The sequence below is a fragment of the Seonamhaeicola sp. MEBiC01930 genome (genome assembly GCF_045277075.1).
Classification (GTDB): Bacteria; Bacteroidota; Bacteroidia; order Flavobacteriales; family Flavobacteriaceae; genus Seonamhaeicola.
In genome coordinates this window covers 2,855,734-2,869,010 of sequence record NZ_CP104270.1, presented here as the reverse complement: position 1 = coordinate 2,869,010, position 13,277 = coordinate 2,855,734, and the positions used below count along the sequence as shown (strand labels likewise).

The window sequence follows — 13,277 nt, the reverse complement described above, 5'->3', positions numbered from 1 at the left end:
TGTTATTGTTTTAATAAATCAAAAGATAACACTTCATTTTTATAATTGACAAAAATCTCCTTTTTAATTAGTTTTTTTGGCAAGGGTATTTTCATTTTAAAATAAGCAGACGGATAGCAATAGGAGTGTTTATTCTTGCTTACCTTATTCCCTAATGACTTGATAAAGGTTTTTATTTTTTCGGTTGTGATTACTAGTTGATTCCTACTTATATAGAATCTAAAATCTTCTTTTATATATCCTGGTATTTTCAATTCATAATGATAACCAGATTCTGTTTCAAGAATTTTTAAGTTGTTCTTATTTGTTTCATTATATAATTCTTTCTTTGAAATATTATAATTAATGTTTCTACCTTGATTAGAAGAGGGATTAAAAGGAGCCATAATTTTGAGGGAAAATTTTTAATGAAATAGATTGAAAATAGAATAGAAGCTTATCTATCTAGAAGAAGATCACTTAAATTTACGGCTAAATTTTAAAATTATCTATTAAAATTTGATCTTTTTAAAAAAAATCCTGCTTACCATTAAATAAAGAGATATTACAATTTAATAGCAAACAGGAAAAACCAAAAATCATATTAAATAATACAATTAAGCAGCAACACTCACGATATGATTATCAATTAAGAAGTTATAAACTTTTTGTTCAGTTCCGTAGTCTTTTATTCTTAAATAATAATCTACTCCATAAAACTCAACTCTCTTAAAGTTATTTATTAAGTATTCACTTCTTAAATCTTGAATATTATTCTTTATTTCTATACCATGTTCAATTAAAAATGCAACTTGTGCCTCATGACTAACGTCATCTTCATCATCAATTTCTTCACTATCTATGCTAGACTCAGAATCTAAAACATTACTTTTTGCATGCTTATCCTTAAAAAAATCTTTTATGTCTTCTAATAGATCATTATCCACAAAGTCAAACTCTAAATTTGATAAATACCCTTTTATCTCTAAAGCAATATTTTGGTTTTGTCTTCTTACATCTCTATTAGATTTCATAGCAATAGTTTTAAAGTTATTAGACTAAATTACTAACTACATTTAAAACTATATTAAATTATAAGTTGGTTGAGTATGTTGTATAGATGAACGGTAATTTTCAATAGATAAACCGTTTTAAAAGTACTTAAAACAGTTTAACTGATTTATATGTAAGAAAAACTACCTAACTATTGTTAAGCCGTCGGGTATTCTTTCCGTTTTTATTGAACTTACAATCTCAAATGTTTTCATATCAATTACCTCCACCTTGTCTGCGTTTGAATTAGCTATAAAAGCGTACTTACCATTTGGATGCATTATTATACAAACAGGCCGAGGTGTATGATAAAGAATTCTTTCAATAAAACTCTTTTTTCCAGGAATATAGATTGTTTTTAAAAGTGTTCTAGAAGCAGTATTAAAAACCGATATGGTACCTGAGGTAGAATTTGAAACCAGGCAATATTTTCCATCAATTGAAAATTTCAACCTTGCAGGTTCTTCTCCTGTTTTCAAAGTTGTAACTATTTCATTTGTTAAAGTGTTTATTACAGATATAGTTTGGTCTTTATTATTAGTGACCCAAACTTCCAACCCATCTGGAGTTATATCTAAACCTTCGGTTCCCTTACCACAGGGAATTACCTTTATAACTTTTTCTAAATTAACATCAATTATACTTATAGAACCAGAGCTCATATTTGAAACATAGGCTAATGGTTTATTAGGATGATATACCAAAAGATGACTAAAGATTTGAGTTGTTGGTATCTTTTTTTTAATCTCTCCTGTTGCAGTATCAATAACCAGAAGGTCATTACCAATATCTGTTACCACTGCAACATCATTAGAATTAGGAATAGCCACAATTCCATGTGGTTTTAGGCTTTCACCAACTTCAATTTGCCCTTCAATTTCATTAGTCAAACTGCTAATAACAGTTAAACTTTTACCAATTTCATCTGGTGCTCCATAGTCTGTAACAACAACTTTATCTTTGTTGAATGTTAAAGTTACCTCATGCGGTTCTACGGCAATTGGTAATTTGGCTATTTGTTTTCCTTTAAATAAATCAAAAACTGTAACATTACTACTTAGTTTGTTTACAATAAACAACTTGCCTTCCGTTTTAATATTGTAAGAAGTAGTTCTAGCCTTTATGAAAATTGTTAGTAGAATAATTAATAGTAAACCTATTAATAAAGCTAGAACTTTAAGTTTTTTCATTTATTTAATTAATTGAAAAAGAATTATTTTATAGCCAAAATCATTCGCTATAAGGCATAAACTAGCCTTAACAATAATGTGATTTTACTTTAAACGCTGTACATCTCAGAATAATACTTTTCATAAGCACCAGAAGTAATATTCTCCATCCATTCTTTATTTTCTAAGTACCATTTTACAGTTTTTTCAATTCCTTCTTCAAATTGTAATGAAGGTTCCCATCCTAAATCATTCTTTAATTTGGTGGCATCTATTGCATAACGCATATCATGACCTGCCCTATCTGTTACATAAGTAATTAACTTATCTGAAGTGCCTTTTGGTCTTCCTAATAAGCGGTCTGTAGTTTCAATTAACACTTTCACTAAGTCTATATTTTTCCATTCATTAAAACCACCTATATTATAAGTTTCTCCCAACTTGCCTTTAGAAAAAATAACATCAATAGCTCTGGCATGATCATTTACGTATAACCAATCGCGAACATTTTCTCCTTTACCATAGACAGGAAGAGGTTTATTTAAACATATATTATTGATAAATAATGGAATTAGTTTTTCCGGAAACTGATATGATCCATAGTTATTAGAACAATTAGAAATAACAGTTGGCAAACCATAAGTATCATGAAATGCTCTTACAAAATGATCTGATGAGGCTTTTGATGCTGAATATGGAGAATGAGGATCATATGGTGTAGTTTCTAAAAAAAAGCCTTCCTCTCCTAATGAACCATAAACCTCATCTGTAGAAACATGGTAAAATAATTTTCCTTCAAAATCACCATCCCAAGTTAACTTAGCAGCTTGCAATAAACTTAAAGTGCCCATTACATTTGTTTGAGCAAATGAAAAAGGGTCTTTAATTGAACGATCTACATGAGATTCAGCTGCCAAATGAATTACATTATCTATATTATAAGAAGCAAAAACGTTTTTAACCTTTTCAAAATCGCAAATATCACATTTTAAAAAAGTGTAATTGGGCTTGTCTTCTACATCTTTTAAATTAGCTAAGTTTCCAGCATAAGTTAATAAGTCCATATTTAAAATATTATATTCTGGATATTTATTAACTAAAAGACGCACTAAATGTGAACCTATAAATCCTGCTCCTCCAGTTACTAAAATGTTTTTCTTCATCGTTATTATTTTTGGTTAAGTATAAACCCTTTATTAAACTCAGGTTATGTTTTTATAATTTTTTCAAACAATCTTTCAGAGCATCTTTCCAATACGGAATTTCAATCTGAAATTTATCTTTTATTTTGTTTTTATTTAATACACTATAAAAAGGTCTTTTTGCTGCTGTTGGGTATTGTGATGTTTCAATTGCATTTACCTTTATATCTATCTCTTTTAAATTAAATATTGTTTTTGCAAAATCATACCAACTACATGCACCCATATTTGAAAAATGATAAACCTCTACATTCTCATTTTCTAATTTAGGAATGATTTCTAAAATGCCTTGTGCTAAATTTTTCGCATATGTTGGTGTTCCTATTTGGTCTACAATTACTCCTAATTCGTTTCTTTCATTGGCCAAACGAATCATGGTTTTAACAAAATTATTACCAAAACTTGAATACACCCAAGAAGTACGAATAATAATTGAGTTTTTCGGATTCAACCTTTGTATGGCTTGTTCTCCCGCTAGCTTGGTCCTACCATATACACCTTGAGGATTAGTATTGTCACTTTCAACATAAGGCATATGGTTAGTACCATCAAAAACATAATCTGTTGAAATATGAATTAATTTTACCTTGTTATCTTTTGCTATTTTGGCAAAGTTCTCTACAGCAAAATGGTTTAATTTTGTTGCCATTTCAATGTCGCTCTCTGCCTTATCTACAGCCGTATGTGCTGCGCAATTAATAATAATTGAAATATCAGCTTCTTTTACAAAGTTCTCCACAGCAGCATGATTGGTTATATCTAACGCTTCTCTTCCAAAAAAATGAAAATTGTACGCAGAATTAGATTTGGCGAACTCTTTAAGTTCTGAACCTAACTGACCATTAGAACCTGTTATTAGAATATTATTCATACAGCGAAACTAAATTTTCAAAATATTCTGCGTCTTTAAATAAAGGTTGTTTAGTATCCTTATCTGACAACTTCATTTTTTCCATTGGTAATTTCCAATCTATATTAAGAGATGCATCATTAAAAGCAATTCCTCTGTCACATTCAGGACTATAGTAGTTATCTACTTTATATGCAAACGTTGCAACTTCACTTAAAACAACAAACCCATGTGCAAAGCCTCTGGGTATCAACACTTGTTTTTTATTTTCTCCTGTTAATTCTACCGTAACATGTTTACCAAATGTTTTTGACCCATTTCTTATATCAACAGCTACATCTAAAACTGTTCCTTCAATTACTCTAACTAATTTAGTTTGAGCAAAAGGAGCTAACTGATAGTGCAACCCTCTTAACACACCATAAGAAGATTTAGATTCATTATCTTGACAAAAACCTATTTTATATCCAACAAAATCCTCTAACTTGTCTTGTCTAAAGGTTTCTACAAAATAACCCCTATCATCTCCAAATACTTTAGGTTCACAAATAATTACATCTGGTATTTCTGTTCTTATAAATTCCATAATATTTTATTCTTTCGCTCTGCTAATTAAATATTGTCCATAACCATTCTTCTTTAATGGCTCTGCCAATTCTAACAACTCCTCTTTAGAAATATACCCCTTATCAAATGCTATTTCTTCTATACATGCAACTTTTAATCCTTGTCTATGCTCTATTGTTTGTATATAATTTGATGCTTCTAATAGACTTTCATGAGTTCCAGTATCCAACCATGCATACCCTCTACCCATTAATTCTACTTTTAAGTTCTCTTGTTCTAGGTATTCTTGATTTACACTAGTAATTTCTAATTCACCACGATGACTTGGTTTTACATTTTTTGCTATTTCAACAACACTATTAGGATAAAAATACAAACCAACAACAGCAAAATTACTTTTAGGTTTTTCTGGTTTTTCTTCTATACTTAAAGCATTTCCTTGTTTATCAAACTCCACAACGCCATAGCGCTCAGGATCTTTTACATGATAACCAAAAACGGTGGCCTTTTTACTGTTTTCAACTGTTTTAACAGCATTAGCCAAAATTTCTGAAAATCCGTATCCATAAAAAATATTATCTCCCAAAATTAAACAAACATCATCATTTCCAATAAATTCTTCTCCTATAATAAAGGCTTGTGCTAATCCATCTGGTGAAGGTTGTTCTTTATACGAAAACTGCATTCCAATATCACTTCCATCACCCAACAACTGTTCAAACCTTGGTAAGTCTATTGGAGTGGAAATAATCAAGACCTCTTTTATTCCTGCCAACATTAAAACTGATAAAGGGTAATATATCATCGGCTTATCTCCAATAGGAAGAAGCTGTTTCGAGGTTCCCTTTGTTATTGGATATAATCTGGTTCCAGATCCTCCTGCTAGTATGATTCCTTTCATAAATAATTATTTTTGGTTGGCATATTTAATATAACTATAAGTTTATATAAATTCATTTTTTACTTTTTAATTAATCATTGCTAATCCATCAGGCATTTCCCCAACTTCAATACTGCTAACAATTGCAAATTTTTTCATATCAATCACTTCTACCCTATCGGCCGTTAAATTAGATACAAAAGCATATAACCCATTAGGGTGCATTAATATCCCAACTGGCCTAGGGGTTTTGTAAATTAGTTTTTCTACAATATTTTTTTTCCCTGGAATACTAATAATAGTAACCAATTCTCTTGTTTTTACATTGAATACTGAAACATTTCCATCTCCGGAATTAGAGACCAAACAAAATTTTCCATCATTGGTAAAACTTAAACGTAAAGGTTCTTTACCTGTTTCAACTCTATCTACAATTTCATTTGTTTCAGTGTTTATTACCAAAATAAAATTCTCCGCAATATTTGTAACCCAAATTTCTGAACCATCTTTAGAAATATCAATACCTTCAGCTCGTTCTCCAATGGAAACAATTTTTATAACCTTATTTAAGTTAATATCAATAACACTCATTGAACCGGAATTAATATTAGACACATACACCAATGGTTTATAAGGGTGATGAACTAATAAATGGCTAAAATCTTGTTGAGTTGATATTTGCTTTTCAAGCTCCCCAGAATCAATATTAATCACAGATAAATCATTACCAATATCGGTAACAACTCCTACCTTTTTAGAATCAGGGAATTGAATAATTCCGTGAGGTCTTGCACTATCTCCTAGTTCTATTGTGTTTACTATGTTGTTATTATCTGAATTGATAACCGTAATACTTTTCCCCTCAACATCAGAACTTCCGTAATTAGTTACAATAATCCTATTTGGGTTAGTTAATGATGCAGCTTCATGTGGTTCTAATTCTAAATTAATTTCTGTAATATACTCACCTTCCAACAAATCAAAAACAGTTACGCTTTTACTTGCTTTATTAACCACATATAAATCTCCTTCCATTTTAATAGAATATGTAGGTTGCATCATAAAATAGTATAAAGTAAAAGATACCAAAATCAAACTAAATACTATGATTGCAAGTTTTATGTACCTCATAATTTATTAGATTTAAACTGTTCAATAGCATAATTACATGCTCTTGCTGTAAGCGCCATATATGTTAATGACGGATTTTGACATCCAGAAGAAGTCATACAACTACCATCTGTAATAAATACATTTTTAACATCATGCATTTGATTATGCTTATTAAGCACAGAGGTTTTAGGATCATTTCCCATTCTAGCAGTTCCCATTTCATGAACTGCAGAACCCGGAGGTGGACTATTTCTGTAACTACCAACATTTTTAAACCCTGCTTTATTTAGTATAGCTTCGCTTTCTTTAGTCATATGCTCCATCATGGCTTTTTCATTAGAGCCATATGTAAAGTCTACCTTAACCAATGGCATTCCCCATTTATCAAGATTTTGATTATCGAGTGATATTTTATTATCATAATTTGGTAATGATTCTCCTCTTCCCCCAAATGAAATAATCCATTCACCTGGAGTGGACAATTGCTCTTTTAACGAAACTCCAAAACCTGAAGTTTTCTTCAATTGCCAATTTTCTCTTAGTCCTTTACCCTGAATTCCATAACCTCTTAAAAAATCAACCTTTTCTGAAGTTTCATTTAAATTTTGAAACCTGGGCACATAAACTGTTCCTGGAGATCTACCTTCATAGTATTTATCTTTTAGTCCATCAAAAGTTCCGTAAGTTCCTTCATTAACAACATGGTCCATAAGGTTATGCCCAATTTGATTACTTGTATTCCCTAAACCATTTGGAAAAGAATCAGATGTTGAATTTAAAAGTATAGCTGCTGTAGCTATTGCAGAGGCGTTAAGGAATATTATTTTGGCATAAAAAGTTAATTCTTTTTTAGTTTCAGAATCTATTATAATAACTCCAGTTGCTTTTTTACTTGTTTCATCATAAATAACCTCCTTGACTATTGAATTAGCCATAAGCGTTAAATTACCAGAATTATGTGCATCTAAAAGCGTAGATGAATTACTACTAAAATAACCTGAAAAGGGACAACCTCTACTACATAAATTACGGTATTGACAAGGCCCTCTTCCATTTTTATGTTGCGTTAAGTTTGCAACTCTACCATGAATTAAAACTCTATCTGAATATTTCTTTTTTATTTCATCTTTAAGATGCTTCTCAATAGCATTCATTGGTATTTCAGGTTGAAACACCCCATCAGGTAAATGTGGCAACCCTTCAGATGTACCGCTTATACCTACATAATCTTCTACATAATCATACCATTTTTCTAAATCTTTGTATCGTATAGGCCAATCTACACCGTGACCGTCCTTTTTATTGGCCTCAAAATCTAAATCGGATAAACGATATGTTTGACGACCCCATGTTAAGGAGCGTCCACCAACTTGATAGCCTCTAATCCATTTAAAAGGATTTACCTGTACGTAGGGGTGTTCACTATCTTTTACATAAAAATGCTTATTGCTAGGATCACAATGGCTACTTTGAATTGGATAATCCTTTAACTCTTTATTTGTTAAATGGTTTTTATGTTTAAATTCCCATGGCGCTTTAAAAGCCGTTGGATAATCTTTAATATGTTCCACGTTTCTACCACGTTCTAAAACTAAAGTTTTTAATCCACCTTCTGTTAGCTCTTTGGCAGCCCATCCTCCACTAATTCCGGAACCTACTACTATAGCATCAAAAGTATTATGTTGCGTTTGTTCTGTCATTATCTCTTTATCTTGTAGCCCAAGCTTTTTGATTAGGACTTAAAGTTGTTATGGCGTTGTACCTTCCTGGAACTGGTTCGTAAACCAAATGTTGAGTAGCACCTATTGTTGAAGTACAATATCCTTCAACGGTTAAGGTTCTAATTATATTGAAGAAACTTCGCCCCTTAATCTTATTATTAATTTTTGATATTATACCATCAGACACTCCACTTTCAAAACTTTTTAGTATCTCTATTTTATTTTCATTAGAACATTCTTCAAAAGAATTACCAAATTTTAAATTACTATCTTCTTGCAAATCAATAAGACCATTTAAGAAGTTATTATATTCTTTATTTGAAGCACAATCTTCCATAAAATCTATAACATAATCTTGTACAAGAGCTTCTTTTGCACCTGGTGTATCTGTTGGCGGAATTATCACATCAACCAATTCAGAAATCAATTGATAATAATCTTTTAGTTGGCCCCTAGAATGTTTAGTTGCACCTAAGAAATACTTATAACCTGCAAAAGAAGTTACTCCAACACCTGTAATTCCTAATAATCCTTTTATGGCTGTTCTTCTTTTCATTTTTAATTTGAAAGCTTAGTAATAATACAATTTTTTTAACAAAATTCGACTTTGTTTTTTTGTAATAAAATGAAACTCATAACTGTTTAAATTAAGTAGCTCTTTGAGCCCTTTCCCAATTCACTGATTGATTGTTTTTTAAATATCTAAAAAAACCTAAAACGACCGATAAATTCATTATAAAAAAATAATACGGTATAAATAGAAGTTTAATCTTTATTGAAATGTTTTCTAAAAACCAACCTATTAAAGCGCCTGCATAAAACAAAAACTGTAACCAAAACAAAATTGAATAAAGTCCGAAGTCTAAAACACCCTCATTTATAGCTAATATTGACAATACAGGTATTAAAAGCAACAAACAAAGAGGGGTTAGTGTCCATCTAAGTACTCGGTGTGAAATATACTGGAAAGACAAAGTTCCATATTTAAATACATTAAGTAGAGAACTTAATCTCACAACAGATTGTATACCTCCTGCAGAGATTCTAATTTTCCGTTTCAGTTCTTCTTTTACATTAGCTGATGCTGATTCTATTGCATATGCCTCAGGGTCATATTGAATTGTATAACCTTCTTGAGCAACACGCAGTGAAATAATAAAATCATCTAATAACGTGTCTTTTTCAACATGTCTATATAATTCCGTTCTTATAGCGAATAACTCTCCTGCAGCTCCTACTACAGAATACAATTCTGCATCCCATTTTTTTAATGTAGATTCATATTTCCAATAGATACCTTCTCCTGCACCAGATGCTACATCACTTTCTTTGTCAATGATTCTTTTTTCTCCAGAAACACACCCAACTTTAGGGTTACTAAATAAGTTTACAATTCGCCTAATAGACTCTTTTCCTAAATTGGTATTGGCATCACTAAATATAACGATAGGCGTTTTGACAAAATCCATACCTCTATTCATAGCGCCAATTTTTCCGTTGCGTTCATCCAAATGATGTACAGTAGCATTTTTGTACTTACTAATCATTTCTGGAGTGCCATCATCAGAACCATCTGTAACCCAAACAATATTAAGTTTGTCTTTAGGATAATCTAAAGCCATAGTATTTTTCATTTTAGCTTCTACATAGTCCTTTTCATTATAGGCCGCTATAAATAATGTTACTTCTGGCTCATATGAAGAATCAACTTTAGTTTTATTACCAATTTTTAATATTCTTCTAATTTTTATAATGAAGTATAATAGAATTCCATATCCTACATATGTATAAAATATGATGAACAGTAATGTCCAAAAAAGTATTTCTAAAGTTATCATATCATTCATTTATTTGGGGTTCTTTTTTTTCGATGAACTAACGTCTTCCTAAAAATAATATTCGGGTTAATTTAAATTTTTCAAAAATCTTATCAATAATTATTGGAAACATTAGCCCTAACACCAAAGAAGTTATAAAGATTAATGTGGATGAATTAACATCTAAACTTCTTGGAATTATTCTTCCAGCTGCCGTACCAAAGCCATGAAATAAATAAATGGAATAGGACAAACCACCAAACCAAATAAGCCAATTAATTTCAACTTTAGACCTAAGTAAAATGAAAGTAAAAGAAAACCCTATTAAAAGGCCATAAAAATTATCTTTAAGTAAAACCACATCAATTATATTAAACCAAGACAATTGTTGCACAATTATACAACCTATCAACAACAAAACACAAATGGTTTTCAATATCCTATTTTCTAATAGTTCTTTAAAACGAAATAAACCAACACCTAATATAAAACTAGGTAACAAATACAGAGTCCCTAGGTAGCTAAAATAATTGAGTGATTCTATTGGAATTAATAAATCTCTAGTCAACAAGGCTATCAATGAAAGACTAAAAATTAGGGTCCATTGAGAAGTGGTCTTCATTTTACCTATGCTATCCAAAAAGGCTATAATAACGAAAACAAAGAAAAGGGAATATAGATACCAATAAAACGTATAAGGGAAAATTATAAGCTTCCATAAATCTACCAAATCACTTTTACGATTGGTTCCGGGTGTATAATATTGAACAATAAAATAACAAGCCCCCACAGCTAACATTGGTATAAGTAATCTAAATACTTTTTTTATTACAAACTCCTTTATCTCAGGTGTTGATGGTTTTAATGCATATACCCATCCAGCCAAAACGGTAAATAAAGGCATCTGAACAGGATCTATGAATGTATAATAAATGTATCTTAGAAAAGAATCATCATCAACCTGCATCCCTCCTTCCGCAGCAGAGCCTATAACATGACCTATAACTACAAGCAATATGGCAAGTCCTCTAAGTGTTTCTATGGTTTTGTCTTTATTCATAATATATGATGAGAGAAATTCAAATATTAAGTTATTTAAATTTAGTTAAACTTTTTCCCAAGTTTTGGTTTCTTCGTTATATTGCTTGATTACCCTGGCTGGATTTCCAACCACAACTGAATAAGACGGGATATCCTTTGTTACTATACTTCCGGCGGCCACAACGCAATTTTTACCAATTGTTACACCCGCTACTACAACTACATTGGCTCCTAACCAAGTACCATCTTCTATAACTATAGTAGATGTAGAAACGCCTTGTTCATGAATAGGTCTAGTTACATCTTGATAATCATGATTTAAACCTGATACGGTTATATTTTGAGCTAAACGAATATCGTTTCCTATTTTCACAGGACCAATAATTGTATTACTCAACCCTATTCTGGTTCTATCTCCAATAAAAACATCACCGACACCATTATTTATAGCAGAAAAGTCTTCTATAGTAGATCCAGAACCTAACTCAAATTTGTTCCAAGGAACTACATCTATTCTAGTTCTACGTCTTACTTTTGCCCCTTTACCTTTTTTATGAATAAACGGATTTACAAACCATCTTACCCATAACCTTGGTCTAGCCTGTTTTGGAATTAAAATAGACCAGTGGGCTAGCTTTTTGAGCTTTTCATTTGATTTTATTTTCTCTTTTAATCCCATTTTATTTTGTCTTTGGTTGCTATTTTAATTGCATTGTAAATAGCTTTTACATTATTTTCCCAAGTATGACTTTGGGCAAATTTCATTCTTTCTAATGCCAATTTATCTGAGTGCTCACTTAGAGCCTTTTCTGCTAAAGTGATGTAGTCTTCTTTAGAAACTCCTAAGTAAACATATTCACTAAACATTTCCATAGCCTTGGTTTTTGTGGCTAGAGTAGGTTTTCCCATAGCAAGATATTCATCAATCTTTCTTGGGTAATTACCAATTGTTAAGTTATTAACCACTTGAGGATTAATTGCCACATCAAACCCTTTTACATAATTAGGTAATTGCGAAGCATCTTTACTCCCCAGAAAATGTACATTTCTCAAATTATGAAGGTTAGAGTTTTTAAAATCATCATCCTCTGGCCCTACTAAAACTACACTCCAATCTTTTCTCTCATTTGCAATATGCTCAATTACCTCTAAATCTAACCTTAGTGAGGTGAGGTAACCAACATAACCAATTATTGGCTTTGGTATATTTTTAAATTCATCTGCCACTGAAATGGTATTGTCTTCATCATTAAACAATGATACATCACAACCTTGCCCAACCATATAGCTATGGCTATTAATTGGTGCGCACAATTCTTCATAAAATTCAGAATTAGTGAGTGCTGTATTAGCCTTTTTTACAGTTTGAGGCTCTATACGCACACCATGTTTTTGCCAATAAGGAACCTTAACTAAATAATCCCTCATGTAATACGCATATACCTTTGGTTGCAATAATTCCTTTAAATGAAGCCCCAAAAACATTGAACTATCATTGAACAAAATGAAATCCTTAAAGCCTAATTCATTTGCTGCAGATTTAATATCTGAGGCAAATCGTTTTGCATTTCTTTTGTTTAATATTTTATATATAGAATGAACAGGTATCCAATTAATAGATTCTACATTTTTTTTTGGATATAGGTTCCATAAATTTTGATCTATTTCCACCAACCCATTCTCTTGTCCATCCTTAATTCTTAAGCGTTTTTTTACGCTATCTTTATGTTTTTCTCTTCGCTCTGTAGCTCTATCTAAAGGTGGATTTACGTAAAGAACACGATTGTGCTTAGAAAATTCTTTGGCAATATTTTTACAATTACTACCAATTTCTATATCCCAAGCTTGAATACCAACTACTATAATGTCTTTACCTTTTATCATA

14 protein-coding genes are annotated in these 13,277 nt (G+C 31.0%); all 14 read right to left on the bottom strand.

The annotated features are described in order from the left end of the window. Positions 1–2 precede the first annotated feature (2 nt). Positions 3–386, bottom strand: coding sequence for an Hsp20/alpha crystallin family protein (locus N1F78_RS12420; protein WP_406683481.1), 384 nt, complete (start codon positions 384–386; stop codon positions 3–5). Between the two features lie 210 nt (positions 387–596). Then, a complete protein-coding gene (locus N1F78_RS12415) occupies positions 597–1,013 on the bottom strand; it encodes a hypothetical protein (RefSeq protein WP_406683480.1) in 417 nt (138 codons plus the stop codon). Positions 1,014–1,175: 162 nt separating this feature from the next. Beyond that, a complete protein-coding gene (locus N1F78_RS12410; RefSeq protein ID WP_406683479.1) occupies positions 1,176–2,222 on the bottom strand; it encodes a cytochrome D1 domain-containing protein in 1,047 nt (348 codons plus the stop codon). A gap of 89 nt (positions 2,223–2,311) precedes the next feature. Beyond that, positions 2,312–3,364: a dTDP-glucose 4,6-dehydratase gene (rfbB, locus tag N1F78_RS12405; RefSeq protein WP_406683478.1), complete on the bottom strand. Its 1,053-nt coding sequence runs from the start codon at positions 3,362–3,364 to the stop codon at positions 2,312–2,314. Positions 3,365–3,416: 52 nt separating this feature from the next. Beyond that, the gene (gene rfbD / locus N1F78_RS12400) at positions 3,417–4,274 is read right to left on the bottom strand and encodes a dTDP-4-dehydrorhamnose reductase (protein ID WP_406683477.1); all 858 of its coding nucleotides are present in this window, start codon (positions 4,272–4,274) and stop codon (positions 3,417–3,419) included. Next, the gene (gene rfbC, locus N1F78_RS12395; RefSeq protein ID WP_406683476.1) at positions 4,267–4,839 is read right to left on the bottom strand and encodes a dTDP-4-dehydrorhamnose 3,5-epimerase; all 573 of its coding nucleotides are present in this window, start codon (positions 4,837–4,839) and stop codon (positions 4,267–4,269) included. Before rfbC ends, rfbD begins: the two co-directional genes overlap by 8 nt. Positions 4,840–4,845: 6 nt before the next feature. Further along, positions 4,846–5,721, bottom strand: a complete 876-nt coding sequence (gene rfbA / locus N1F78_RS12390) for a glucose-1-phosphate thymidylyltransferase RfbA (RefSeq protein WP_406683475.1) — start codon at positions 5,719–5,721, stop codon at positions 4,846–4,848. Positions 5,722–5,787: 66 nt separating this feature from the next. Beyond that, a complete protein-coding gene (locus N1F78_RS12385) occupies positions 5,788–6,831 on the bottom strand; it encodes a beta-propeller fold lactonase family protein (RefSeq protein ID WP_406683474.1) in 1,044 nt (347 codons plus the stop codon). Continuing rightward, on the bottom strand, positions 6,828–8,513 hold the full coding sequence (locus N1F78_RS12380) for a GMC oxidoreductase (RefSeq protein ID WP_406683473.1): 1,686 nt from the start codon (positions 8,511–8,513) through the stop codon (positions 6,828–6,830). Before N1F78_RS12380 ends, N1F78_RS12385 begins: the two co-directional genes overlap by 4 nt. Before the next feature lie 7 nt (positions 8,514–8,520). Then, a complete protein-coding gene (locus N1F78_RS12375; RefSeq protein WP_406683472.1) occupies positions 8,521–9,090 on the bottom strand; it encodes a gluconate 2-dehydrogenase subunit 3 family protein in 570 nt (189 codons plus the stop codon). A 91-nt stretch (positions 9,091–9,181) separates the two neighbouring features. Beyond that, entirely contained in the window at positions 9,182–10,372 is a 1,191-nt protein-coding gene (locus tag N1F78_RS12370; RefSeq protein WP_406683471.1) for a glycosyltransferase, read from the bottom strand. A gap of 37 nt (positions 10,373–10,409) precedes the next feature. Next, a complete protein-coding gene (locus N1F78_RS12365) occupies positions 10,410–11,411 on the bottom strand; it encodes an acyltransferase family protein (protein ID WP_406683470.1) in 1,002 nt (333 codons plus the stop codon). A 45-nt stretch (positions 11,412–11,456) separates the two neighbouring features. Then, positions 11,457–12,071 (bottom strand): acyltransferase, encoded by a 615-nt coding sequence (locus tag N1F78_RS12360; protein ID WP_406683469.1) that lies wholly within the window; start codon positions 12,069–12,071, stop codon positions 11,457–11,459. After that, complete coding sequence (locus N1F78_RS12355) at positions 12,062–13,276, bottom strand: glycosyltransferase (RefSeq protein WP_406683468.1); 1,215 nt, start codon at positions 13,274–13,276, stop codon at positions 12,062–12,064. The genes N1F78_RS12360 and N1F78_RS12355 overlap by 10 nt, the downstream gene beginning before the upstream one ends. Position 13,277 lies beyond the last annotated feature (1 nt).